Source organism: Comamonas testosteroni (assembly GCF_030505195.1).
In the GTDB taxonomy this organism is placed as follows: Bacteria; Pseudomonadota; Gammaproteobacteria; order Burkholderiales; family Burkholderiaceae_C; genus Comamonas; species Comamonas testosteroni_G.
This window is the reverse complement of sequence record NZ_CP129672.1, coordinates 2,760,740-2,783,238: the sequence shown is the minus strand read 5'-3', so window position 1 is coordinate 2,783,238 and position 22,499 is coordinate 2,760,740. Positions and strand designations below refer to the sequence as shown.

Here is a 22,499-nt window from a genome sequence, read left to right as displayed (position 1 = left end):
AACGCGCCTCAGCGCATCTGCAGCAGGCTGTCGAACAGCTCGTTGGCCACGGTGATGACCTTCATATTGGCCTGGTACATCTGCTGGTACTGCATCAGATTGACGGCTTCTTCGTCCGTGTTGACCGCGCTGGTGGAGCGCCAGTTGGCCTCAGACTGGTTGCGCACGGTCTGGGCCGTCTCGTAGGAGGCGTTGTTTTGCTGGCTGTACATGCCCAGCTTGCCCACCAGCTGGGTGTAGACGTCACCGAGCAGCACCGAAGAGCCCACCATGCCGGTGTTGCCCGCGCCATAAATGTTCACGGCCTTGCTTTGCAGGGCGATCAGCGCCTGCAGCTGGGCGCTGTCGCCCACCTTGGCAGGATCACCCGACAGACCCAGACGTTCCGGCGTCAGACTGCCGCCTACCGTCAGCAGGGCCGAGCTGGAGGTGGCATCAAACACAAACAGCGGGGCACCGGCCTGACCGTCAAGACCGTATCCGGCCTGTAGCACCTGATTGACTTCCTGAGCAATGACCCCGGCCAGGCCGCGCACCGAGGCATCCATGGGTGCGAGCACATCGCGCTCCAGCGCCGCCAGACCGCCCAGGGTGCCACCCCAGTTGTCGGCGCCCAGCTGGAAGGTCTCGGTGCCGAAAACCACGCTCAGCGACTGCGAGCCAGGGTCCAACTGCACTGTGGCTGCGCGATTGCCCACCACCAGCGGCTGGCCGCCCTTGAGCGAAAGGTTGACCGAGCCATCGGGCTGCAGCGTGCTCTGCACGCCCACCAGCTTGGACAGCTGGTCGATCTTGGCATCACGCTGATCCTGCAGGGACGAGGTATTCAGGCCCGCCCCCGAGCTTTGTGCAATCTTGTCGTTGAGCGCGGCGATCTCGTTGATATACGAGTTGACCTGGTCCACGGCCACGCTGCGCTGCTGGCGGACGGCCAGCGCCTGATTGGCCACGATCTGGCTGATGTTGTTGACGGTCTGCCCCAGAGCCTTGGCCGATTCGATGATCTGCTGGCGCAACGGAGTGGATGTGGGCTCCACGCTGGCGGCGCTCAGGGCACTGAAAAATCCGTCCAGCGCCATATTGATGCCGCCATCGGCATCGCCCATCACCTGCTCGAGCTGCAGCAAATAGGTCTGTGCCGCCTCGTACTGGCCCTGGGTGCTGGCCGCGCGCCACATCTGCTGGGTTTTGTAGGTGTCGGCATAGCGGATCAGCGAGGTCACGGCCACGCCGTCACCCGCGGCCAGCGCGCTGTTGGCCGCGGCCTTGGCCGTCAACATCACGCCCTGGCGGGTGTAATTAGGCGTCAAGGCATTGGCCAGATTCTGGCTGACGGTGTTGAGGGCGACCTGAGAGGCCTGCACACCCGTGAGACCGTTGAAAAGCATGCTCATGAAAGTTTCCTGATTGCGGCAGAGCCGGTCGATGCCGGTGCAGCGGGCAGCATCTGGCGCACCAGCACATCGGCAATGCCAAACGCCCGCTGTCGGGCCAGCCCGTCGGCGACGGCCTGTTCGGCCAGCGCCAGCGTGCTGTCGTTGACGCGCTGGTTGATGGCGCTGCCGGGATCGGCAAGAGCCGCCGTGGCCTGGCGCATCTGCTTCATCATCTGGGCGACAAAAAAGCTCTCAAACTTCACTGCTGCCGCCGTCAGGCGCTGCACCGTGTCAGCGTCCGGGGCCGTGGCGGCAGGCGCGACGGCTTCTGGGGCTTGCTTGCTTGCCGTGGCTTTCTGAACCAAAGTGCGTGCGATATCCATGTGGTGAGGCCTCAAATTACGATCAGCTCACCCTGCAGGGCACCGGCCTGGTCCAGAGCCTGCAAGATGGACATGATGTCGTCCGGCGAGGCTCCGGTGCGGTTGATAGTGTCGATGATGGTCTGCAACTTGGCACCGGCCGGCCATTCAAACATCTGGCCGTTGCCTTCCTTGACCAGTACATCGGATTCGGGCGTCACCGCCGTGCGGCCCTGGCTGAATGGCGCGGGCTGGCTGACATTGGACTGCTCGCGAATCACCACGCGCAGCGCACCATGCGATACCGCAGCGGCCTTGACCGTCACGCCCTCGGCAATCACCACCGTGCCGGTGCGCGAGTTGAAGACCACGCGCGGCAGCTCCTGGCCCATGGCCACCTGCAGGTCCTGCAGGTCGGCGACAAAGCCCACGCGCTGGGTGGGCACGCTCGGCGCACGCACCTCGATGCTGGTGCCGTCGCGCGTGCTGGCGATGTCGCCGTAGCGCGCATTGATGGTCTGCACGATGTTGCGCGCCGTGCGAAAGCTGGGGTGGCGCAGCGACAGCAGCACGGTGTCGCCGTTTTCAAAATCCGTGGGGATCTCGCGCTCCACCGTGGCGCCGTTGGGAATGCGTCCCGAGGTCGGGGTGTTCACCGTCACGCTGGAGCCGCTGGCGCCAGCGGCACTCAGGCCGCCCACGACCAGCTGGCCCTGAGCGATGGCATAGACCTCGTTGTCCACACCGCGCAGCGGAGCCATCAGCAACATGCCACCACGCAGGTTCTTGGCGTCGCCCAGCGAGGACACGGTAACGTCGATGGTCTGGCCTTTGCGGTAGCCGGGTGGAAATACCGCACTGACCATCACCGTGGCCACGTTCTTGAGCTTGGTACTGCTTTTTTCGGGCAGCTTGACGCCAAACTGCGTGAGCATATTGTTCACCGACTGCCCGGCAAACTTCACCTGGGTGCTGTCCCCAGAACCATTCAGGCCCACCACCAGGCCGTAGCCGATCAACTGGTTCTCGCGCACGCCCTCGACATGCACAAGATGGCGCAACGCGCGCATGCTGACTTTGGCAGAGCTGTCCACCCCGGCCCGCGCGAGACGGGGGGCGGGCTGCGCCGCAGCGTGCAAGGCCGTGACGGCCAGCAGCAAGGCCAGCGCGCTGCGGCCAGGGCCGCGAATCAGGAAGGCAGACAACATCGTGAATCAGAAAGGAAAAAGCGGGCTTTGGAAAACACGGGTGAGCCAGCCGGCCTGGCTGGCATCGGACAGGGCGCCGTGGCCCGAATAGCTGATGCGCGCATTGGCCACCCGCAGAGAAGACACGCGGTTGTAGAGGTCGACATCGGTAGCGCGCACATAGCCGCTCAGGCGCAGCACCTCATCGCCCTGGTTCAGCGACAGCGCCCGGTCACCCTTGATGTAGAGCAGGCCGTTGGGCATGACTTGCTGCACGATCACGGTCATGGAGCCGGTCAACGCGTTTTGCTGCGTGCTGCTGCCACCACCTTTGAACTTGCTGCTGCCATCCAGCCCGATATCGGCCTTGATGCTCTTGCCTGCAATGACGGGCGGCGCGATGCTGGCACTGCTGCCCTTGTTGGTCTGGGTGTCGGCTTTTTTGCTGGCCTGCGTCACTTCTTCGAGCATCACGGTCAGCACATCACCGGCACGGTGGGCACGCTGATCGGCCAACAGACCCGTGGATGCATGGGGCACGAACAAGCCGCCTCCCTGGGGCCTGGCCTGGGGGACGGACAAAAAATCGGGCGCAGGCTCGGGCAACTGCGAAACCTCGGGCGGACGCGTTGCGCAGCCGGCCAGCACCAGGCCAGCCAGCAGCGCAGCGGCGGCGCGCCATGCAGCCAGGGCCCTCATGAGGCCTGGGCCAGATTGCGCATCATGTCGTCGGCTGCGGACAGCACCTTGGTGTTCATCTCATAGCTGCGCTGGGCCGAGATCATGTCCACCATTTCCTCCACGGCCTGAACATTGGAGCTCTCCAGGGCGAACTGGCGCAGCGTGCCAAAGCCGGCTTCACCGGGTTCGCCCAGCACGGCATCACCGCTGGCCTGCGAGACCAGATACAGGTTCTCGCCCTGGGCCACCAGACCGGCCGGATTCACGAACGACGCCAACTGCAGCGCGCCCAGCTCCTGAGGCGTAGATTCGGTACCGACCGTGGCAGAAACCCGGCCCGTGGCGCTGATGCTCACGGATTTGGTCTCTGCCGGGAAGGTGATCTCCGGCTGCACCACCAGGCCGTTGGCATTGACGAGGCGGCCTTCGTTGTCCACCTGCAGCTGACCGGCGCGGGTGTAGGCGGTTTCGCCATTCGACAACAGCACCTGCAAAAATCCGTTGCCCACGATGGCCACATCCAGCTGCTGGCTGGTGTTTTGCATGCTGCCGTCGGTGAACTGCTTGTGAGTGGACACCAGGCGTACGCCCGTACCCAGCTGCACGCCGGCAGGCACGCGGTTGTCGCCCTGGCTGTTGCTGCCGGGGCGGCGCGCGACTTCGTAGAACTGATCCTCAAAAGCAGCACTGTTGCGCTTGAAGCCCACGGTATTCACGTTGGCCAGGTTGTGCGCGATCACCTGCAGCTTGGCTTCCTGGGCCTGCAGGCCGGTCTTGCTGACGAGCAAAGCGGGATTCATGTTTTGGTCTTTTCCTGGAGTTCGGTGCCACCCGCCGGGGTGGCGTGCATTGTCTTAACCGCGCAGCAGGCGGTTGCCGGCCTCGGCCATGCCGTCGGCGGCCTGGTAGAGCTTCATCTGGATTTCGAACTGGCGGCTGATGTCCATCACGGCCACCATTTCCTCCACCGCCCGCACGTTCGACGATTCGAGCGCTCCGCCGCGCACGCGCACGGTCTCGCTGGCCGGCAAGGCCTGGCCGTCGCGCGCCACCAGCAGGCCCGAGGTGTTCTTGATCATGGGCTGGCTGCCATCCACCAGCTTCAGGCGGTCGACGTCCTGCATCTCGGTGCCGTTTTCCGGCAGCACCGACAGCGTGCCGTCGGCCGTCACCGACACCGCACGAAACGGCGGCAGCACCACCGGGCCGCCGTCACCCAGCACTGCGCGGCCGTTGATGGAGAGGTTGCCTTCGGAATCCACCAGCATGGCACCGGCGCGGGTGTAGGCCTCGCCCTCTCCGTCGGCCACGGCAATCAGACCCTGGCCCAGCACGGCGATGTCCAGATCACGCCCTGTCTCACGCACCGTGCCCTCGCGCCGCGCCACCACATCGGTGGCAGCCTTGCTCTGGTGGCGGCTGTCAAAGCCATAGCCGGGCACGACCTGGCTGCCCGCGACCTCGTAGTCGGCGCGAAAACCCGCGGTATCGGCATTGGCCAGATTGTTGGAGTGCACCTGCTGGGCGTGAAACGCCCGCTCCGCGCCCGTCATGACGGTAAAGATCAGCTTGTCCATGACCGCACCCGCCTTACAGCACCTGCATCAGCGACTGCATGATTTCGTTCTGCGTGCTGATCACCTTGGTGTTGGCCTGGTAGTTGCGCTGGGCGCCCATCAGGCCCACCAGCTCGTTGGCCACCTCCACATTCGACTGCTCCAGTTGCTGGCTGACCAGCCCGCCCAACTGGCCCGTACCCGGCGTACCGATCAAGGCCGTGCCGGATTTGACCGTGGCCTGCCAGCTGGTGCCATCTACATTGCTCAGACCGCTTTCGCTGGCAAACGTGGCCAGCGCGATCTTGCCCACGCTTTGCAGCATGCCGTTGCTGTACTGCGCGTTGACCGAACCGTCGGCCGCGACCAGCGCATTCACCATGGAGCCCGAGGCGTAACCGTCCGAGGCATTGGTGGTGGTGGCGGTATCGCCGGCAAACTGGGTGGTTCCGGCGTAGTTGAAGGCCACCGACAGGGGGTTGGCACCGGTCGGCGCCAGAGCCACGGGGTTGATTACCGACCCCGCTGGCGCAGCCGTCATATCCAGTTGGCCTGCGCTGGTGAAGCGTAGCGTGCTGGTCCCCACGGCATTGTTTTCATTCTGGTAATGCACCGTCACCTCGTTGCTCGCCGTCTTGACGAAATACTGGGTGATCGTGTGCTGGCTACCCAGCGAGTCATAGACCACCGAGACGGTGGAGCTGTTGTAGCTGGTCGAGTTCTTGGGATCAAACGCCACGGCGGGGGCGACCCAGTCCGCCGACAGATTGCCGACAAAGTCCACCGAGCTGCTGGCCTTGGCCGGAATCTGGCCCGTAGGCACCTTGAGCTCACCCAAAGCGCCCAGCGTGGTGCTGCCGGGCTGCTGGGCATAGCCCTGCACCTGGCGGCCCATGTGATCCACCACATAGCCTTGCTTGTCCACATCGAACACGCCCACGCGGGTGTAGTTCATCACGCCGGTGCTGTCCTTGACCATGAAGTAGCCCTTGCCGGCAATGGCCACGTCCAGATTCCGGCCTGTGCTCAGCAGGCCGCCGGACATGTCCAGGGTCTGGGTCGTGGACGATGCGCGCACGCCGTTGGGCGCCGAGCTCGAGTACATGGCCGAGAAGTTGGTGCGACTCGACTTGTAGCCCGTGGTGCCGGTGTTGGCAATGTTCTGGGAAATCGTGTCGAGCTGGGAGTTGATCGCTTGCAGCGCCGACAGGGCAATCTGGTAGCTCATGAGTTCAGGCCTGGAGAATGAAGAAAGAGAACGTCAGGGCACTCAGGCCTGCTGACCCACAAAACGCGTGATGCTGGCTGGCGAGACATCGCCCAGTCCCTCGACCTGCAAGGCCACGGCGCCGGCCGCTGTCAGGCGCACGGCCTGCAGGGTGCCGGCCACCTCCACGGGGTAGCTGGTGCCGCCTGCATCCTTGACGGCGATGTCATAGCGCCCGGACGCCAGGCCCAGTGCGGCGGGGTCGATGGAAAAATCGGCATCGCCCACGGCGCGCGAGCCGAGGCTCACCCTGGTCACCTTGCCGTCGGCGCCGGTCAACTCCAGCGTCAAATCGGCCGTGGCCGGCAGGTTCACCGCGGCCTTCACGGGAGCCTCGCCCAACTGCAGGCTCTTGGCTGAGACCATCACGGTGGAGCCCACCTGGCTGCCCAGCTGCAAGGTCTGCAGGCTGCCCAGAATTGAGGACTGCATGCTCAGCTGCGACTGCAGCGACTGCAGCGATTCGGTCTGGCTCAGCTGCGTGAGCTGGGTGATGAAGGTGCTCGAATCCGTGGGCTCCAGCGGGTTCTGGTATTTCACCTGCGCCACCAGCAGCTTGGTGAACATCTGGCCAAGTTCCGTGCCGCCCAGGGCCTGGGTGATGGCATCCGGCGCATTGCCGGCCTTGGTGCCAGTGTCGGTGGTTGCGTTGATCAGACTCATGCTTGCTCTCCCAGGCGCAACAAGGACTCCTGCATGGAGCGCACACGGCCCAGCACTTCCACATTGCTTTCAAAAGCGCGCGACGCGGACATCATGTCCGTCATCTCGGCCACCGTGTTCACGTTCGAGTAGTAGACAAAGCCCGCTTCATCGGCCACCGGGTTCTCGGGCTCGTGCACTTTGCGCACGGGCTCGGTGCTCTCCAGCACATCGAGCACCTGGACGCGCGCGGCGTAGCTGTCCAGCGTGCTCTGGCCCATCACGGCGGCGAACACCGGCTTGCGTGCCTTGTAGGCCTCGGTGTCCGAGGAGGCCGCCGCCCCGGCATTGGCCAGATTGCTGGCCACGGTGTTCAGGCGCGTGCTCTGGGCCGTCATGGCCGAGCCTGCGATCTGCGCAATTTCACGAAATCCCATGCCTATTCCCCTTTGATGGCGGAATGCAGCCCGCGCAGCTTCATGTTCAAGAACGTCAGGCTGGTCTGAAAGTCGGAGGTGTTCTGCGAGAACAGCGCCTGCTCCACGCCCACTTCCACGGTGTTGCCGTCCTGCGCGGGATGGTTGGGTACGCGAAAGAGCGCATCCCCGTCGCCACCCCGACCCAGCCCGGCTTGGCCAGCCGCGTCGGCGGTGCGGGCCATGGTGGCCGCAAAGTCAATGTCACGGGCCTGGTAGCCCGGCGTGCTGGCATTGGCCAGGTTGGAGGCCAGCCATTGCGTGCGCTCCGAGCGCACGCGCAGCGCCTGCGCATGCACGGAAAGCGCGGAGTCGAAATTCAGTGCCATTTCGCGAAGTCGCGCCCCTGCAGGCGACGCGACCCAGTGGTTACGATATTTGCGCAAGAGATATTTCTTGCGCTCTTTAAATCATACTATGCGAATGTTTCAGAGTGCTACTTTTCAATGCAATCTGATACACAACTGTCGAATTTGATGTTTTTTCATAGCATTTATCGCCTTCCACACAAGGATTTCCATGTAAAAGTCCTTTGAAAGTATTGATTTACGTATGTTAGAAGCTATTGTTTTATTGAAATATTCGCCAATCGTATGGTTTTCAGCACAAACAATTAAAATGTTTGCGCTCACATACTTTTAGCAATTCGGTTTGCAACTTTTACGAAAATAGCAAATTACATATCTTGTTTGCAATTGAAAAAACCATAGTCACGGCCTGCGCCGCCTTTCTGCTGGCGGGCACCCCGGCCCTGGCTGCGGCACCCGCCACACCACCGCCCGAGCTGCCCGAGGCCGTGCGTGGCGCGGTCTATCGACAGGTGCACGCGGCCTTGCTGCAGGCCCTGCCCGCAGCACAGCGCGAGGGCGCCCAGGTGCAGATAGGGTTCGGTGCAGCACGCGGCGCGGCACACCAGCCCTGCCCCGGCGGCTGGGAAATGGGCCCACTCAACTTCCGGCATCTGGCCCGGGTGACCGTGCCGCTGCGCTGCGAAAGCCAGCGCGGCAGCGTGGTGGCCCAGGTACAGGCCCGCGCACCGGTATGGACGCTGCGCGCCGATGTGCCCGCCGGACGGGCCCTGCGTGCCGAGGATTTGCAGCTGCAGCTACGCGAGCTGACCCAGCTGGAGGCGCTGCTGCCCGAGTCCGCCCTGCTGGGCATGCAACTGCGCGCCGACGGCCGCAGCGGCCAGATGCTTGAGCCGCGCGACATAGCGCGACCGGTGGTGGTGCGCAGAGGCGACAAAGTGGAAATTCGCGCCCAGGACGATGGCGTGCAGGTCAGCGTGGCCGGCATTGCCACCGGCAGCGGCAAGCTCGGCGAGACGGCGGTGGTGCGCAACGCCCGCAGCGGCCGCCCTGTCAAAGGTACGCTGATTGCCCCCGGGGTGCTGCTGGCGGGCAGCCAGGCACCCAAAGACGGCGTTCTGGTTCAGGTTACTGCGGAATCTGACGACTGATGCGCACCAGCTTTTGCGCGTACTGCGGGTCGGTGGCGTAACCGCCCTGGGCCAGCGCACCGGCAAAGGCCTGCACATCGTCACCCGAGCGCAGCGCCGCCTCATAGCGCGGGCTGTGGGCCAGCAGGCGCACATAGTCGGCAAAGGTGGCGTCGAGATCGGCGTACTGCCGAAACGGCTGAGACTGCGGCACGACCTGGCCGTTTTCGTATTCGGTGGTCTGCGCCTGAACGCGCTCGCCCTGCCAGCCGCTCAGGGCCTTGATGCCGAACAGGTTCAGGCTGTCCCGCCCCTGTGCATCGCGCACCGGGCGCTGGCCCCAGCCACTCTCCAGCGCGGCATGCGCCATCACCGAACGCGGCGACACGCCCAGGCGCTGCGCAGCCTGGCGGGCCCAGGGGCCAATGCGCTCCAGAAATGCCAACTGCTCCGCGCGCAGAGGCGGGCCGGGCTGCGCGTCCTGCGTCTCGGCACCGGGCTGCGTGCCACCGACGGCGCTCGTGCGCTCGGGACCCTCCTTGCGCGCAGCCTGGCGCGCGGCCTGCAGCGCCAGCCAGCTGGCCTGGGGAGAGGCCAGGGCACTGGCAGCACCACCGCCCTGGTTGATGAACTGCTGCACCTCACGCAGCACATCCTGACCCAGCGGGGTGTAAGCCGCAGCGTCCGGAGCCTGGGGCATTCCCGGCACGCCGCCCATGGACGCAGCAGCCACGGCTGGCGACTGCGGGAAGGCGGGCAGTGCCGGCAGACCCGGCTGCGTCATGCGCTCAGAATGGAACATAGATATCCGGCTGGCTGCTGCCCGCAATCACGCTGCGCATCACCTCGGCCTGCTCCATGATGAGTTGGCAATTGCGCAGATTGCAGGCCTTGCACTCCTGCACCCGCGCCTGCAACTGCGCCCATAGCGCCTGCAGTTGCTGCTGCAAAGGCGGTTGCAGCAGGGAAAACAGCGCCGTCATCGACAGCGCCGCGCCGGCCGGCAACAGCGCCCGGGCATGCAAGCTGCGCTGCTGGCGCGTGCCGTCCAGCTGCTGCACCTGGGCCGCAATCTGCCGTGCCACTTCTTCCATGGCCGCCGCGTCATGCCGCAACGCTGAGTGGAACTGGGCCTGCAGCAGGCCGGACAGTCCGGCATAGGCGGCCAGGTCCTGCTGCATGCCCCGGGCGATGTCGGCCCAGCGCTGGCGCTCCGTCAAACCGAAGCCCGCTTCGGGCTGCATGCTCATGCCTGGCCTCCGTGGTGACGCGCAATCAGCTGTGCCAGCTTTCGGGGATTGAAGCTGATGTCGCCGCGTGCCAGGGCATCCTTGATTTCAGCCACTCTGGCTGAATCCAGCTCGGGCATGGCGGCCAGTGCGGCCTGTGCGCGCTGCATGCGCGCGGCCTGGCCGCCCAGTTGCACGTCGGGAGCAGCCACGGCAGCCGCCGAGGGCAAAGGGGCAGCAGCGCCCTGCACCGTATCGCCCTGCACGGTCGTTGCACCGGCCGCCGGTGTCATGGGGGAGAGTTTCATCCTCGAGCCTCTGAGTTTGCTGCTTTGCATGATGACAGTTTTATGGCGCGCTCTGCGCGTTAGCCTTCACGGGCTTCAGCAGCAGGTTGCGCAGTGTCTCCAGCATGGGGGTATCTGCCGGTGTGCTCTCGAGCTCGCGCGTCAGCGGCTCGCTTGCCGGCAGCTTGCCAAAGGTCTGATAGATGCTGCGAGCATGGGCCCGGGTGGTGACGAGCAGCTCCACGCGGCGGTTCACAGGAGCCTGGGGATGCTCCGCGTCCAGCGGCGCCACTTCGGCCATCCCTATGACTTGCAGCACGCTGCGCTCGGGCATCCCGCCCATCAGCATATGGGCGCGCGCGGCCAGGGCACGCTGCATGGACAGCGTCCAATTGGAGGCCGCAAACGCGTTGTGGCTGCTGAACTGCAGGGCATCGGTGTGCCCGGCGATCACCAGCTGGTTGTCGATCTCGCGGAACATGGGGCCGATGCGGCGCAGCAGGCTGATGAATTGCGGCGTGGGCTCGGCACTGCCAAGCTTGAACATGCCGGATTTTTCAGTGTCGTGCACCATGATGCGCAGGCCTTCGGCGGTGACCAGCATGGTCAGGTTCTCGCCCAGTCCCACCAGCGAGCCCACTTCGCGTACACGCTTCGAAAGCGCAGCAAGTTCTTCGGGCGACTCCAGCAGCAGCTTCGCCTCCAGCTGACCGCCCGAGCGCTCCTGAACTCTTTCGGTCACGGGCTGGCGCGGGATCAGCTCGCCTGGCTGGTACTCGCCGATCATGCGTTCGCCCTGCCCCTCGTAGCTCATCTTCTGTGCGCCACCACCGGCCATGGCCATCTGCAGCTCTTCCTTGTCGCGTGCCGCAAGCACCCACATCACCAGAAACAGGCACATCAGCGCCAGACAGAAATCTGCGAACGCGACTTTCCAGGCACCGCCATGTTCGTCGTGCTGGTGTTTGCCGCCGCCTTTCTTGACGACGACCTCGCCATGCTCCTGGCCGGGCCGCTTAGCCACGAGCCGCTCCGCTGTCGCGACTGTTCATGTCGTTGATCCAGGTCTCCAGCAGCGCAAAGCCGGGCTTGCTATTCAAGGGCACCAGGCGGCGGCCCGCGTCGATGGCCAGCAGAGGCGGCTTTCCCGCCACGTGGGCGACCAGCACCACCTTGACGCACTCCATGGCCGACAGATGTTCCATCACGCGCTGCTTCATGAAGTTGCACAGCGGGTCCAGCACGCCATAGCAGAGAAAAATGCCGATAAAGGTGCCAACCATGGCCGCGCCCACCTTGACGGCGATCTCACCGGCCGTGGCGCCGTCGGCCACATAGCTCATGGCCATCACAATGCCCAGCACCGCCGCCAGAATGCCGAAGCCAGGCATGGCTTCGGCGATCTTGCCCAGCGACTTGGCCGGTTGCAGCAGCTCTTCGTGAATGGCCTCCAGCTCCTGGTCCAGCACGCCTTCGAGCTCATGGCTGCTGATCTTGCCCATGGCCATCAGACGGAAGTTGTCCACGATGAAATGCAGCAGTTTGGTGTCTTCCAGCACCAGCGGATAGCGCTGAAAGAGGGTACTTTCGGCCGGCTTTTCCACATGGGCGTCGAGGGCCTTGAGGCCATTGGCCGCCGTGAGCAGCAGCTCATACATCAACAGCAGCAACTGGCGCTGGAACTCCACGGTCTGCTTGGTGCGCGACAGCACCTGGCGCAGCTGCAGCCAAAGCTCGGCCAGAATGTGTTTGGGGTTGCCCAGCACCAGGGCTCCGAGGCCGGCGCCGGCAATGATCATCAGCTCCATAGGCTCCCAGATCACTGCCAGCTTGCCGCCGCTGAGCAGGAATCCGCCAAAGATGGTGGCCAGCACAATGAAGATGCCCAGTAGTTGCAACATGCTCTGTATTTCCCTTGGTAGCGGCAGGTGGCTCAGGCCACCTCAAGCGCGGCGCGCATCTTGCGCAGCGCTTCCTTGTTGATCTGACAGACCCGGGCCTCGGACAACTCCAGCACTGCTGCAATTTCCTTGAGATTGAGGTCGTATTCGTAGTAGAGCTGAATGACGCGCTGCTCTCGCTCGTTCAGCTGCGCCAGCACCTGCTCCAGCAGGTGGCGCTGCAGCACGGCGTGCTGCGGATCGGCAGCCGAGCTGGCCATATCCATGCCCTGGCCCACCAGCTCGTCCAGGCTGGCCATGGCTTCGGCCGATTCCGCCTGCTCATAGGCCAGATAGGCCTCGTCATCCATGCCCAGAGCCTGCTGAATCTGCAGCGGCGTAGGTTCTGCGCCGAGCTGGCGACGCAACGCCCGCACGGCATCGCGCGCCTTGTGCGCGCTCTGACGCACGGTACGCGGGCGCCAGTCCTGGCGACGCAGTTCATCGAGAATGGAGCCGCGCACGCGCTGGCGGGCATAGCCGGCAAACGCCTCGTCCACCGGACCGTAGCGACGCAGGGCTTCGAGCAGCCCCATCAGCCCCACCTGAGTCATGTCGCTCTGGTCCATGACATCCATGGCCTGGGAGGCCAGCTGGCGAACCACGCGCTTGACCATGGGCAAATAGGCCTGCAGCACATCCTGCTCCTGCTGCGGCGTCACCTGGACCGCTCCATAGGCAGCGCCGGCCTGCGTCCACGCATACCCCGCCAAAGCGGAGGCATCGCCATAGCTTGCGCATTCGTGCTGCAGCATAGGATGGGTGCCCCGACCTACTCGATGATCAGGCGCGAGACCATGACCTTGTCGAACAAGCGCAAGTCGGGATGACTGGCATAGGCGGCCACCAGATCGGCACTCAGCAGCTCGGTCCACTGATCAATGCTCATGCCCCTGGCCTGCGTCAGCCCCACCTGGGACAGCGTGCGCACGGCAACCCCCTTGAGCATGGGCAACTCCGCCTTCAGGGCTTTTTCGTGCGGTTTGTCGGTGCGCAGCACCAGGTCCAGGGACATATAGCTGTTGCCCATGCGCTCGCCCAGGTCGGTCTTGAGCATGACCACGATCTTGTCCAAGGACACATAGCTGGCATGGCGCGGGTCCAGACTCGGGCCGCTGACCTCTGCCGGCTCCGCAACCGCCGCCGCCTGCTTCTGCCCCCACCACCAGACACCGCCTGCCGCGCCCAGGCACAGCAAAACCGCAACCACGACTCCTATCACTACTTTTTTCATAGTCCTTCAGCCTTTATCTGCCCCCAGGCCTTCTGCCTGTTGCTGCCAGACCTGCAGGGCCTGGCCAATCACATCGTCTTCTGCGGCCAGAGTCCAGGGCAGAGCCTCGTCACGGGCGCCTCCGCCCTGGCCTGCGGCACCGCCGCTGTGCCGCCCCTGGGCCACGACCACGCTGGCTTCGCCGCTGCTGCGCGCCTGCAGCTCCTGGCGCAAGCCTTCGGCCAGACCTGCCAGCTGACGGCCCACCTCGGCGTGCGACGCCTGAATGAACACCTGCACCCCACCTGCGTCGTGCTGGATGCGCAGCTCCACGCTGCCCCATTGCGGCGGATCCAGTCGCACCGTGGCCACATCCACACCTTGAGCCTGTTGCAGCTGAATGCGCTGCGACAAGGCCTGCATCAGCGGCTGCGCGGCCCGCGTAGCACTGGGCGTGGCTGCCGCTGCCGCGCGTGCAGCAGAGTGCACCGAAGCCACAGGCTCTGTCGCTGACAACGCAGGCGACTGCAGCACCACTACCGCTGCACCTTGGGGCGCAGTGGCTGCATGCGTCGGAGCCTGCTCGGCGAGCTTGGCCACCACGGACTCTTTGCCATCACGTTGTGCCTGCACCGCTGCCGGATTGAGCGCGGCGACAGCCACGCTGGAGGATGGCTTCTGCGCTGCGCTGGGCTCAATAGACACCGAGCCGAGCTGGGCCTGAACCTCGGGCTGCCAGGTCGGCGCAAAGCTAGCCAGCAGAGGCAGAGCATCTGCCGCTGCAAGATCTGTCGACTCCTGGGCGGAGGGATCCGTCTGCTCGCCATCGGCGGCCTCCGGCAGGGCGCTGATCTGAGCCGACAGCGCGGCCGCACCCCAAAAACCAGCCAGCTCAGCGAACATGACGGGCGGCGGTACGGCTGGCAATGCACTGGACTGCTCCAGCCCATTGCCGGCGATGGCGGGTGTGCCAGTCACACCGCCTGCGGCGGCAAGGGCCGCAGAGGATGCAGGCACGGAGGTCGTCGGCATGGCGTTCATGAAAATTGCTCCTGCCAGGCATAGGCTTTATGGGCTTCGTTGCGATGCTGTAAATCGCGCAGGCGCACCCCGGCTTCGTGCAATGCCTGCTGGCAGGCCGCATGGGCGGCAGCGTGAGCAGCGGCAAGCTCCTGCCAAGCCACACGCATGTCCTCATCCGCGGGCAACAGGGCCGGCGACCGGGTCGCCCAGTCGGCCACCAAGCGGTCCAGTTGCGCCAAGCGCCCCCAGTCCTGGGCCGCACTCACCACCTGCAGCTGCCGGGCCAGCGCCAGCAAACGCTCTCGATCAGAGACGGGCATCCGCCATCCCTTGCCAGCCGGAGCGCAGCGTCTGCAAGATGCCATGGACCTCATCCACCTTGGCGACATCCATGTCGAAACCCGCCTGATTCAGGCGCTGGGCGCAGAAGTCGTACAGACGCGAGAGGTTCTCCACGACTTCATTGCCGGCGTCAGCCTCCAGCGCGCTGCCCAGCCCGGTCAGGATGTCGGCGCACTTGGCAATAGAGCGCGCCTTTTCCTCAAAGCGCTTCTGGGCGATATGCATGCGCAGGCGCGCCATCTCTTCGAGCAGGCCGTCCACCAGCATCAGCACCAGCTCCACCGGAGATGCCTGGGCGGTCTGCGCCACCGTATTGGCGGCGCGATAGTCGCCGTATCCGTCGTTCCAAAGGTTGTCGTTCATGGGTTATGGGTCCTGCGCCCCGGCTAGCTCTTGGACGACGGCGCGAACATCGAGCTCAGATAGTTCGAGGTGTTGCTCATCGTGGCTTCCAAATTCGCCAGGGTCGTAAATTGCGTCAGATAGCGCTGATATGCCTGTGCATACAGCCGCTCGATGGTCGACTGGTCTTTGGTGTACTGCGTCAACTGCTTTTGCAAGCCGTCCTGACGAGTTTTCAGATAACCGGTGGAGCTGTTGGTCCAGCTGCCCACATAGGTCTGCAGGCTGCCCAGCACGCCGGTGCGCTTGTATTCCAGAGTGTCGGTCTTGCCCAACAGGCTGGTCAGCGCATCGGGGTTGGACGCCACTTTTTTGGCGAACCGGCCAGCGTCCAGCGCGATCGTTCCGTCGCGCTGCGCGGAGATGCCGAAGTCGGTCAGACTGACACCGTTCACGGTGCTGCGCAGCAGGCTGTTGAGCTGGTTGCGCAGACCGCGCACGCCGGAGTCCCCATTAAGTGCAGCAGCCGCCACACCGCCTTCTGCGGAGCCCGCCGCCGTCAGCTTGTCGATGGCCTTGACGAGGCCGTTGTAGGCGTCGATAAAGCCCTGCATATTGGCCTTGGTCGCGGCCTCGTCCTTGGCGACGGTGACGGTGAAGGGCGAAGTCGTCACTTCCTTGAATTCCAGCGTCAGGCCTTCGATGCCGGTGTAGGTATTGGAGGCTTGGCGGATTTCCACTCCAGTGCCAGCACCCAATGTAAAGACGGCATCCTGGGCCTCGGACAGCTTCTGGCCTGCGACCAAAGCCACTGCGCTGCCATCCTGCTTCTGCATCTTCAACTCAAAAGCATTCGCTTCACCGGTCTCGGTGCTGGTCAGCATCAGCTTTTGCTCGCCGCCCTGCGTCACCATCGACGCCGTGATCTTGCCTGCGCTGGCCTGGTTCAAGGCCCGGGCGATTTCGGTCACCGACAGCTTGCCGTCGCCGTTTTCATCGGCCTTGTCCAGGTCCACCTGAACATAGCCTGCTCCGCCCACGGCAGACACCACCATGGTCGCGTCCTTGGGATAGTCTGTATCGGGGGCCAGGCCCAGATCCTGCATGCTGTAGAGCGTCTGCTGGGCCGTGGCCAGCTTGCTCACGCCAAAGGTGTAATTGCCTGGCGCAGCGGCACTGGACACCGTCGCCGCTGCGGCGCTGCTGCGCGACACCGCCGCCGTCTGAGCGATCACGCTGCCCTTGCCGGACAGGCTGCTCAACGCCGTGGAGAAGCCCGACAGCGCCGATTGCAGCGATGTCAGCGCCGTGGTTTTGCTCTGCGTCTTCTTGGTGTTGGTATCCACCTGCGCCTGGCGGGCGTGGACGTAGCTTTCGGCCAAAGCCTTGGCGGTTGTAACCGGATCGTAGGTAGCCACTGTGTTTCCCTTGTATGCGTTCGCGAATGGACAGTGCTAGCGGTTTCCGGCGACCTGCTGACGGGCCTGGCGCTGCCAGGCCTGACCAGCCAGTTCATCCATGGCGTTCTGCGCCTTGCGCTGCGCCAGCTGTGCCATGTCGGCGCGCGCCCGCTCCAGCACCGACTGCATGCTGTCGTGCTGGCGCAAGGCGGCCTGCATGTGCGCACTGGCCTGGGCATATTCGAGCTGCTGAACGCCACAGGCGTCCTTGCATTGCCCGGCCATGTCCATCAACCCCGAACGGAAACCTGCTGCATTCGCATACAAGGCGACATTCCCATGCAATTTCTTCACCCCGGCGCTGTGCGCCATGCTGTGCAGGCGCTCCAGCTGGGATTGGGTCTTGACCAGCAGCGCCCGAGCCCGAGCGGCCTCGGCCATGGACTGCTGGGCGCGCTGGTCCAGGACGTCCACATATTGCGCCAGGGCCACCACGGGCAAGCTCATGCCAGCACCTCGCCCAGCTGGGCTACACAGGCGGCAAAAGGAGCAGCCTCTGCCGTGCCCTGGCGCAAGAATGCCTCCAACTGTGGCCAGCGCTGCACGGCCTGGTCGGTGCGCGCATCGGCGCCGGGCACATAGGCCCCCATGGGGATCAGCTCGCGCACCTGGGCATAACGGGCCTGCAGCTCCTTGACCTGGCGCGCAGCCTGCAAATGGGCTTCGGAAACCACCAGCGGCATGCAGCGGCTGATCGAGGCCCCCACATCCACGGCCGGGTAATGTCCGCGCTCTGCCAGCTCGCGCCGCAACACGATATGGCCATCCAGAATGGCCCGCGCCGTATCGGCGATCGGGTCCTGCTGGTCATCTCCTTCGGCCAGCACGGTGTAGATGGCCGTCATGCTGCCCTCGCCGCGCTCGCCGTTGCCGGCGCTCTCCACCAGCTGCGGCAGCATGCTGAACACCGACGGCGGATAACCGCGCGTGGCCGGAGGCTCGCCCAGGGCCAGCGCAATTTCGCGCCGCGCCATGGCATAACGGGTCAGGGAGTCGAGCAGCAGCAGCACATTCAGGCCTTGATCGCGGAAATGCGCGGCAATCGTGTGGCACAGCTCGGCCGCCATCATGCGCATCAGCGCCGGCTCGTCCGCCGGCGCCACCACCACGATGGCGCGGCGCATGCCTTCCGGCCCCAGGGAATGCTCAATGAACTCGCGCACTTCGCGGCCCCGCTCACCGATCAGGCCCACCACGATCACATCGGCCTCGGTGTGGCGCGTAATCATGCCCAGCAGCACGCTCTTGCCCACGCCGCTGCCGGCGAACAGGCCAACGCGCTGGCCACGCCCCAGCGTCAGCAGGCCGTTGATACAGCGCACGCCCACATCGAGCGCCTGCTCGATCGGGCGCTTTTTGAGTGGATTGACCCTGGGCGGTTGCGCAGGCAGCACACCGTCCCCAGTCAACCGCCCCAGCCCGTCCAGCGGCTCTGCCAGGCCGTTGATGACCCGCCCCAACCAACCCATGCCGATGCCCGGCTGCTGGCGTTCGGAATCCAGCGTCACGCGCGCCCCGGTTGCCAGGCCGGTGACCGGCTTGAGCGGCATCAGATAGGAGACGGCACCGCGAAAGCCCACGACCTGGGCCGGCAACCAGGCGCCAGCCTGCCATTCGATCTGGCAACGGGCAGCCAGCGGCAGGGCCGCACCCGTGCACTCCAGCAGCAATCCGGTGGCCGCATGCACGCGTGCCGCCGGCTGCGCCACCGGCACATCGTCGAGCTGAACGCTGCGCAGCGACTGCGCCAGTCCGATGCTGTTGCCTGCCGCCATGCCCGTGGTCACAAGGCCTCCGCTGGCTGCAGCTGCTCACGCACCTGTTCCATACAGGCACCCAGACGCTGCTTGCAACCGGCATCGACCTCGGCCTCTCCCACGCGCAAACGGCATTCGCCGGCATCGAGAGTGCTGTCGGCCTGCAGCTTCCAGTCGGGCACGCGCGTGCTGTCCAGCTCCTGGATGCGCTGCAGATCGACCGGGTTCAGGTAGACCTGGACCTCGCCCGTGCGCTGGGGCATGCCCTGCAGGGTTTCCTCGACCAGCGCCAGAATCTGCGCCGGCTGCAGCGTCAGCTCGCAGCGCACCACCTGGCGCGCCACCCGCTCGACCAGGTCGATCAAATCCTTGCGCAGGCTGGCCTCCCAGTCGGCATGCAGCAACTGCAGCTGCTGCTTCAGCTCCGTCACTGGCGCGCCCAGGCTCTTCAGCTCGTCGCGCGCGCCTTGCAGGGACTCGGCGCGACCTGCCTGAACGCCGGTTTGCAGCCCGGCCTCATAGCCGGCGCGCTCGCCCTCGGCCTGCCCCTGGGCAAAGCCCTGGGCGTGGCCGCGCTGCACCGCCTGTTCATAGGCCTGAGCCAAGGCCCGGGCATCCTCCGGCCCCACGGCATCGCCGGCGGCGCTGCCGTCTGCACCCTGCTGTGCGCGGTCGGCCTGCACCAGGTCCAAGGGCGGAAAATGATAGGGGCGGTAAAGCACGCTCACTCCACCACCGCTTCGGCGAACAACTGAATCTCCAGCTCACCCGCGTCAACCATGGCCTTGACCAGATCCATGATCTCGCGCCGCGCCTGCTCCACACGACTCAAAGGCACGGGGCCGCTGCGGCGCATCTGGTCTTCAAAGCTCTGCGCCTGGCGGCGTGGCATGGCGCCCAGCACGGCCTTGCGCACCGCAGGCTCGGCGCCCTTGAGCGCCAGCGCCCACAGCTCGGCCGGCACGGCCTCGATGATCTGGGTCAGCGTGGTCTCGGACTGGGTCGAGAGCACGAAGAAGTCATACATCTCGGTTTCGATCGCGGAGGCGATTTCAGGATCGCGGGCCCGCAGGCGCGCCACCAACTCCTGCTTGTTGCCCGGAATGCGGTTGAGAATTTCCGCCGCCTGCTTCACACCCTCCATGGACACGCTTTGCGTGCCGAACTCGGCCAGATACTGCTCGGTCAGCATTTCCAGTTGCACCAGCAGATCTCGATCCACGTCCTTGAGCTTGGCCACGTTGAGCACCAGGGCCTCGCGGCCTGACTCGGGCAGATGCTCGATCACATCGCCGGCCAGTTTGGGCGGCAAAAAGGCCAGAAACACCGCTTGCATGCGCGGGTGCTCCTGGGCCAGCCGCTCGGCCAGCCAGGCCGGCGCCGCCCATTGCAGCCGCGCCATCTTGGGGCGGATCTCGTCGCCGTAAATGCTGTCGAGCACGCTGCCGGCGATGTCGCCGCCCAGCGCCAGCGCCAACGAGCGCTGCAAGAAGCTGCGCGAGGCACCATGCACACCGCTTTGCTCGCGGTAGTCATCGAAGAAATGCTGCAGCGACTGGCGCACCGAATCCACGCGAATACCGCTGAGGCGGGACATCACCTGAGTGACGGCCAGCAGGTCTTCGCGCTCCAGGCAACGCAACACGCCGGCAGCAGGCTCCTCGCCCATGCTGAGCAGCACGATGGCAGCCTGCTCGATCAGATCCAGACTTTCCGGGGCCGGCTGCTCCAGCAACGCCACGCCTGCCGCGCCTTCGGCGCTAGTCACCAACTGGTTGGCCATGTTTTTGTACCCATTGTTTGACCACTTCCGCCACCCGCTCCGGCTCTTTAGCCGCCAGGGTGCGCAAATGCTCGACCATCACATCCACTTCCGAACCCTGGGGTGGCAGATCCACGTTCTCCAGCAGCGACACCATGGACATATCGGAGGCGGCACGCTGACGCTCCGGCGCCGGCAGCAAGGAGGCGCCGCCCGCCGCCGCACCGGCCAAGGCGACAGCCTCGCCCGCCTGCGGCACCTTGGTAGCGGCAGCGCCACGCAGCACGGCATTGACCAGGCGTGCCAGCAGCACCAGCAGTGCGAGACCGCCCGCAGCCCACAGGGCCGTCACCACCCAGCCATACCAGTTGCCGGGCTCCTGCCACCAGGCCGGCAGCGGCGTGGGCGCCGTGAACGGCATGCTGGAGACAGCGATCTGGTCGCCGCGCCCGGCGTCCACCCCCAGGCCCACGCGCAGCAGCTTTTCAACCCGTGCCAGCTCGGCTTCACTCCATGCCTTGGCCTCCTTGGGAGCCACGGCATCGTCGAGCATCACCGCCACATGCAGCTTGTTGATGCGGCCCTTGCCGCGCTTGACCTGTATCACGCTGCGGTCGTAGGCATAGTTGCGCGAGACCGCCGCCCGGAAATTGTTGTTGCTTTCCTTGCCTTCCTTGCCTTCCTTGCCTTCCTTGCCCGCATCGGCCTGCACATTGACCGGGCGGTTGCTCAGCGAGCCCGGCACGCCCAAAGCAACACCACCGGAGCGGTCGTTTTCCTCCCGGGTCGCTTCATTGAGCACCCGGGGATCACCGTTGTACTTCTCGTAGGATTCCTCGGTGCGGTCCTGGCTCAGGTCGGCCGTGACCGTCACGCGGTAGTGACCAGCGCCCACTGCGGCCGAGAGCAGCTCCTGGGCGTTCTGGCGCAGCTCGGCACTGATCTTGCCCGACTGCCCGTCCTGCGCCAGCGGATCAAAGCCCTCCGACAGGTCCACGCGGGCCGAGAGGAAGTTACCCGCCTGATCGGTCAGCGCCACGCGCTGCGGGTCGAGCCCGGCCACGCTGCTGGAGACCATATGGATGATGGCCGCGATCTGCTCGTTCTTGAGCTGCTGCCCGGGCTTGAGCTGCAGCACCACCGACGCCGAGCTTTTGTCGCCGGTATTCACCACGAATGAGGAGGAGCGTGCAATCGACAGATGCACGCGTGCGCCTGCCACGGCATCCAGCGAGCCGATGCTGCGTGCCAACTCGCCTTCCAGGCCGCGGCGGAAACGCACGTCCTGCACGAACTGGCTCACGCCCAGAGGATCGTTGCGATCCATCAGCTCCAGCCCCTCGGGCAGCTTGGCGGCCACGCCCTTGGCGGCCAGCAGCATACGGGCACGACCCAGATCGCTGTCGGCCACCAGCACCTGGCCCGATTCCGGGTGCAAACGGTATTTCAGGCCTTCCGCCTCCAGCGCCGCCACCACATCGGCGGTCAGCACATTCTCGCGGGCGCCGAACAAAGGACGGTAATTGCTGCTGCCCTGCCACAGCAGCATGACCACCAGCGCGGTGGCGATGACCGCAGCCAGCACCAAGGGCACGCCCATGCGCAGCGCGCCGGGCTGTGAAGAAAAGGAGAGCAGCCGCTGTGCACCAGGCATACCTGAGAAGCGGTTTTTAATGGAATCCAGCACGAACGTTTCCCTGTCTTACACCTGCAGCTTGACGACTTCGTCCACCGCACCCATGACCTTGTTGCGCACTTGCATCAGCATGGAAAACGACAGGCTGGCCTCCTGACTGGACAGCATGGCCCCCACCAAATCGTCGCTGCGCCCCGCGTCCACGGCCGCCATCCGCTCCGAAGAAGCCTGGTTTTGCGCGTCCACCGAGCGCACCGCGCCCTCGAACATCTGCAGAAATCCGCTCCCCGGGGCCGGGCTGTCGGCAGCGGGCGCAATCGCGCTTGGAAGTGGCGACTCAAAGGCCGCAAAAGCACCGGCGGTGCGCATCAAAAGGCTGGAGGGTTCGATCTTCATCGTTCGTTCCCCAAGCCATTTCCTCCGACGCGGCGATTACCACTGGAGCCAGCCCTTCGGGGGGATGTTGTTGCACGAACAGTATACTATTCACAATTGATACAAATTTTATCGATTTAGCGACTCG

28 protein-coding genes are annotated in these 22,499 nt (G+C 65.0%); 1 reads left to right on the top strand and 27 read right to left on the bottom strand.

Features of this window, described 5'->3' with window-relative positions; all coding sequences use genetic code 11:
* Positions 1-8 precede the first annotated feature (8 nt).
* Genes flgK through flgB form a run of 10 tightly spaced genes read right to left on the bottom strand, consistent with a single transcriptional unit; the run spans position 9 to position 7,876 of the window.
* A complete protein-coding gene (gene flgK / locus QYQ99_RS12720) occupies positions 9-1,394 on the bottom strand; it encodes a flagellar hook-associated protein FlgK (protein WP_302092956.1) in 1,386 nt (461 codons plus the stop codon).
* A complete protein-coding gene (locus QYQ99_RS12715) occupies positions 1,391-1,759 on the bottom strand; it encodes a hypothetical protein (RefSeq protein WP_302092955.1) in 369 nt (122 codons plus the stop codon). The genes flgK and QYQ99_RS12715 overlap by 4 nt, the downstream gene beginning before the upstream one ends.
* A gap of 11 nt (positions 1,760-1,770) precedes the next feature.
* A complete protein-coding gene (locus tag QYQ99_RS12710; RefSeq protein WP_302092954.1) occupies positions 1,771-2,946 on the bottom strand; it encodes a flagellar basal body P-ring protein FlgI in 1,176 nt (391 codons plus the stop codon).
* Between the two features lie 6 nt (positions 2,947-2,952).
* Positions 2,953-3,624: a flagellar basal body L-ring protein FlgH gene (gene flgH / locus QYQ99_RS12705; protein ID WP_302092953.1), complete on the bottom strand. Its 672-nt coding sequence runs from the start codon at positions 3,622-3,624 to the stop codon at positions 2,953-2,955.
* Positions 3,621-4,406 carry a flagellar basal-body rod protein FlgG gene (gene flgG / locus QYQ99_RS12700; RefSeq protein ID WP_302092952.1) on the bottom strand — a complete coding sequence of 262 codons (786 nt, stop codon included), beginning with the start codon at positions 4,404-4,406 and terminating at the stop codon, positions 3,621-3,623. Before flgG ends, flgH begins: the two co-directional genes overlap by 4 nt.
* A gap of 54 nt (positions 4,407-4,460) precedes the next feature.
* Positions 4,461-5,183, bottom strand: a complete 723-nt coding sequence (locus QYQ99_RS12695) for a flagellar basal body rod protein FlgF (RefSeq protein WP_302092951.1) — start codon at positions 5,181-5,183, stop codon at positions 4,461-4,463.
* Positions 5,184-5,196: 13 nt separating this feature from the next.
* Positions 5,197-6,390 (bottom strand): flagellar hook protein FlgE, encoded by a 1,194-nt coding sequence (locus QYQ99_RS12690; RefSeq protein ID WP_302092950.1) that lies wholly within the window; start codon positions 6,388-6,390, stop codon positions 5,197-5,199.
* Positions 6,391-6,432: 42 nt separating this feature from the next.
* Complete coding sequence (locus tag QYQ99_RS12685) at positions 6,433-7,092, bottom strand: flagellar hook capping FlgD N-terminal domain-containing protein (RefSeq protein WP_302092949.1); 660 nt, start codon at positions 7,090-7,092, stop codon at positions 6,433-6,435.
* Complete coding sequence (flgC, locus tag QYQ99_RS12680; RefSeq protein ID WP_003081762.1) at positions 7,089-7,508, bottom strand: flagellar basal body rod protein FlgC; 420 nt, start codon at positions 7,506-7,508, stop codon at positions 7,089-7,091. Before flgC ends, QYQ99_RS12685 begins: the two co-directional genes overlap by 4 nt.
* 2 nt (positions 7,509-7,510) lie before the next feature.
* Complete coding sequence (gene flgB, locus QYQ99_RS12675; RefSeq protein WP_302092948.1) at positions 7,511-7,876, bottom strand: flagellar basal body rod protein FlgB; 366 nt, start codon at positions 7,874-7,876, stop codon at positions 7,511-7,513.
* Between the two features lie 356 nt (positions 7,877-8,232).
* On the opposite strand from flgB, the gene flgA reads away from it, so the two are divergent.
* Positions 8,233-9,006 carry a flagellar basal body P-ring formation chaperone FlgA gene (gene flgA / locus QYQ99_RS12670; RefSeq protein WP_302092947.1) on the top strand — a complete coding sequence of 258 codons (774 nt, stop codon included), beginning with the start codon at positions 8,233-8,235 and terminating at the stop codon, positions 9,004-9,006.
* Here flgA and QYQ99_RS12665 read toward each other — a convergent pair.
* Genes QYQ99_RS12665 through QYQ99_RS12585 form a run of 17 tightly spaced genes read right to left on the bottom strand, consistent with a single transcriptional unit; the run spans position 8,984 to position 22,372 of the window.
* Entirely contained in the window at positions 8,984-9,787 is an 804-nt protein-coding gene (locus tag QYQ99_RS12665; RefSeq protein WP_302092946.1) for a glucosaminidase domain-containing protein, read from the bottom strand. The two genes, flgA and QYQ99_RS12665, sit on opposite strands and share 23 nt — an antisense overlap.
* Positions 9,774-10,235 (bottom strand): flagellar export chaperone FlgN, encoded by a 462-nt coding sequence (gene flgN, locus QYQ99_RS12660; RefSeq protein WP_302092945.1) that lies wholly within the window; start codon positions 10,233-10,235, stop codon positions 9,774-9,776. The genes QYQ99_RS12665 and flgN overlap by 14 nt, the downstream gene beginning before the upstream one ends.
* Positions 10,232-10,522, bottom strand: a complete 291-nt coding sequence (gene flgM / locus QYQ99_RS12655) for a flagellar biosynthesis anti-sigma factor FlgM (RefSeq protein ID WP_302092944.1) — start codon at positions 10,520-10,522, stop codon at positions 10,232-10,234. Before flgM ends, flgN begins: the two co-directional genes overlap by 4 nt.
* 40 nt (positions 10,523-10,562) lie before the next feature.
* Positions 10,563-11,525 (bottom strand): flagellar motor protein MotB, encoded by a 963-nt coding sequence (locus QYQ99_RS12650; RefSeq protein WP_302092943.1) that lies wholly within the window; start codon positions 11,523-11,525, stop codon positions 10,563-10,565.
* Positions 11,518-12,402 (bottom strand): flagellar motor stator protein MotA, encoded by an 885-nt coding sequence (gene motA / locus QYQ99_RS12645; protein WP_003081778.1) that lies wholly within the window; start codon positions 12,400-12,402, stop codon positions 11,518-11,520. The genes QYQ99_RS12650 and motA overlap by 8 nt, the downstream gene beginning before the upstream one ends.
* Positions 12,403-12,434: 32 nt before the next feature.
* Positions 12,435-13,196: a FliA/WhiG family RNA polymerase sigma factor gene (locus QYQ99_RS12640; protein WP_302092942.1), complete on the bottom strand. Its 762-nt coding sequence runs from the start codon at positions 13,194-13,196 to the stop codon at positions 12,435-12,437.
* 17 nt (positions 13,197-13,213) lie between these two features.
* Positions 13,214-13,675, bottom strand: coding sequence for a hypothetical protein (locus QYQ99_RS12635; protein WP_302092941.1), 462 nt, complete (start codon positions 13,673-13,675; stop codon positions 13,214-13,216).
* 6 nt (positions 13,676-13,681) lie between these two features.
* Positions 13,682-14,695: a flagellar hook-length control protein FliK gene (locus tag QYQ99_RS12630; protein ID WP_302092940.1), complete on the bottom strand. Its 1,014-nt coding sequence runs from the start codon at positions 14,693-14,695 to the stop codon at positions 13,682-13,684.
* A complete protein-coding gene (locus tag QYQ99_RS12625) occupies positions 14,692-14,997 on the bottom strand; it encodes a hypothetical protein (RefSeq protein ID WP_302092939.1) in 306 nt (101 codons plus the stop codon). Before QYQ99_RS12625 ends, QYQ99_RS12630 begins: the two co-directional genes overlap by 4 nt.
* Positions 14,984-15,382, bottom strand: coding sequence for a flagellar export chaperone FliS (fliS, locus tag QYQ99_RS12620; protein WP_302092938.1), 399 nt, complete (start codon positions 15,380-15,382; stop codon positions 14,984-14,986). Before fliS ends, QYQ99_RS12625 begins: the two co-directional genes overlap by 14 nt.
* A 23-nt stretch (positions 15,383-15,405) precedes the next feature.
* Positions 15,406-16,779, bottom strand: coding sequence for a flagellar filament capping protein FliD (fliD, locus tag QYQ99_RS12615; protein WP_302092937.1), 1,374 nt, complete (start codon positions 16,777-16,779; stop codon positions 15,406-15,408).
* Between the two features lie 36 nt (positions 16,780-16,815).
* Positions 16,816-17,268 carry a flagellar FliJ family protein gene (locus QYQ99_RS12610; protein WP_302092936.1) on the bottom strand — a complete coding sequence of 151 codons (453 nt, stop codon included), beginning with the start codon at positions 17,266-17,268 and terminating at the stop codon, positions 16,816-16,818.
* Positions 17,265-18,596 (bottom strand): FliI/YscN family ATPase, encoded by a 1,332-nt coding sequence (locus QYQ99_RS12605; RefSeq protein WP_302093165.1) that lies wholly within the window; start codon positions 18,594-18,596, stop codon positions 17,265-17,267. Before QYQ99_RS12605 ends, QYQ99_RS12610 begins: the two co-directional genes overlap by 4 nt.
* Positions 18,597-18,604: 8 nt before the next feature.
* On the bottom strand, positions 18,605-19,300 hold the full coding sequence (gene fliH, locus QYQ99_RS12600) for a flagellar assembly protein FliH (protein ID WP_302092935.1): 696 nt from the start codon (positions 19,298-19,300) through the stop codon (positions 18,605-18,607).
* A 2-nt stretch (positions 19,301-19,302) separates the two neighbouring features.
* Positions 19,303-20,361, bottom strand: a complete 1,059-nt coding sequence (locus QYQ99_RS12595) for a FliG C-terminal domain-containing protein (protein ID WP_302092934.1) — start codon at positions 20,359-20,361, stop codon at positions 19,303-19,305.
* A complete protein-coding gene (gene fliF / locus QYQ99_RS12590; RefSeq protein WP_302092933.1) occupies positions 20,339-22,027 on the bottom strand; it encodes a flagellar basal-body MS-ring/collar protein FliF in 1,689 nt (562 codons plus the stop codon). The genes QYQ99_RS12595 and fliF overlap by 23 nt, the downstream gene beginning before the upstream one ends.
* A 15-nt stretch (positions 22,028-22,042) precedes the next feature.
* Positions 22,043-22,372, bottom strand: coding sequence for a flagellar hook-basal body complex protein FliE (locus QYQ99_RS12585; RefSeq protein WP_302092932.1), 330 nt, complete (start codon positions 22,370-22,372; stop codon positions 22,043-22,045).
* Between the last annotated feature and the right edge of the window lie 127 nt (positions 22,373-22,499).

Bases quoted from the DNA above. Each gene is read 5' to 3' on its own strand.
- flgK (WP_302092956.1), bottom strand. From the start codon at position 1,394: ATGAGCATGCTTTTCAACGGTCTCACGGGTGTGCAGGCCTCTCAGGTC.
- QYQ99_RS12715 (WP_302092955.1), bottom strand. From the start codon at position 1,759: ATGGATATCGCACGCACTTTGGTTCAGAAAGCCACGGCAAGCAAGCAA.
- QYQ99_RS12710 (WP_302092954.1), bottom strand. From the start codon at position 2,946: ATGTTGTCTGCCTTCCTGATTCGCGGCCCTGGCCGCAGCGCGCTGGCC.
- flgH (WP_302092953.1), bottom strand. From the start codon at position 3,624: ATGAGGGCCCTGGCTGCATGGCGCGCCGCCGCTGCGCTGCTGGCTGGC.
- flgG (WP_302092952.1), bottom strand. From the start codon at position 4,406: ATGAATCCCGCTTTGCTCGTCAGCAAGACCGGCCTGCAGGCCCAGGAA.
- QYQ99_RS12695 (WP_302092951.1), bottom strand. From the start codon at position 5,183: ATGGACAAGCTGATCTTTACCGTCATGACGGGCGCGGAGCGGGCGTTT.
- QYQ99_RS12690 (WP_302092950.1), bottom strand. From the start codon at position 6,390: ATGAGCTACCAGATTGCCCTGTCGGCGCTGCAAGCGATCAACTCCCAG.
- QYQ99_RS12685 (WP_302092949.1), bottom strand. From the start codon at position 7,092: ATGAGTCTGATCAACGCAACCACCGACACTGGCACCAAGGCCGGCAAT.
- flgC (WP_003081762.1), bottom strand. From the start codon at position 7,508: ATGGGATTTCGTGAAATTGCGCAGATCGCAGGCTCGGCCATGACGGCC.
- flgB (WP_302092948.1), bottom strand. From the start codon at position 7,876: ATGGCACTGAATTTCGACTCCGCGCTTTCCGTGCATGCGCAGGCGCTG.
- QYQ99_RS12665 (WP_302092946.1), bottom strand. From the start codon at position 9,787: ATGTTCCATTCTGAGCGCATGACGCAGCCGGGTCTGCCGGCACTGCCC.
- flgN (WP_302092945.1), bottom strand. From the start codon at position 10,235: ATGAGCATGCAGCCCGAAGCGGGCTTCGGTTTGACGGAGCGCCAGCGC.
- flgM (WP_302092944.1), bottom strand. From the start codon at position 10,522: ATGAAACTCTCCCCCATGACACCGGCGGCCGGTGCAACGACCGTGCAG.
- motA (WP_003081778.1), bottom strand. From the start codon at position 12,402: ATGTTGCAACTACTGGGCATCTTCATTGTGCTGGCCACCATCTTTGGC.
- QYQ99_RS12640 (WP_302092942.1), bottom strand. From the start codon at position 13,196: ATGCTGCAGCACGAATGCGCAAGCTATGGCGATGCCTCCGCTTTGGCG.
- QYQ99_RS12635 (WP_302092941.1), bottom strand. From the start codon at position 13,675: ATGAAAAAAGTAGTGATAGGAGTCGTGGTTGCGGTTTTGCTGTGCCTG.
- QYQ99_RS12630 (WP_302092940.1), bottom strand. From the start codon at position 14,695: ATGAACGCCATGCCGACGACCTCCGTGCCTGCATCCTCTGCGGCCCTT.
- QYQ99_RS12625 (WP_302092939.1), bottom strand. From the start codon at position 14,997: ATGCCCGTCTCTGATCGAGAGCGTTTGCTGGCGCTGGCCCGGCAGCTG.
- fliS (WP_302092938.1), bottom strand. From the start codon at position 15,382: ATGAACGACAACCTTTGGAACGACGGATACGGCGACTATCGCGCCGCC.
- QYQ99_RS12610 (WP_302092936.1), bottom strand. From the start codon at position 17,268: ATGAGCTTGCCCGTGGTGGCCCTGGCGCAATATGTGGACGTCCTGGAC.
- QYQ99_RS12605 (WP_302093165.1), bottom strand. From the start codon at position 18,596: ATGGCGGCAGGCAACAGCATCGGACTGGCGCAGTCGCTGCGCAGCGTT.
- QYQ99_RS12595 (WP_302092934.1), bottom strand. From the start codon at position 20,361: ATGGCCAACCAGTTGGTGACTAGCGCCGAAGGCGCGGCAGGCGTGGCG.
- QYQ99_RS12585 (WP_302092932.1), bottom strand. From the start codon at position 22,372: ATGAAGATCGAACCCTCCAGCCTTTTGATGCGCACCGCCGGTGCTTTT.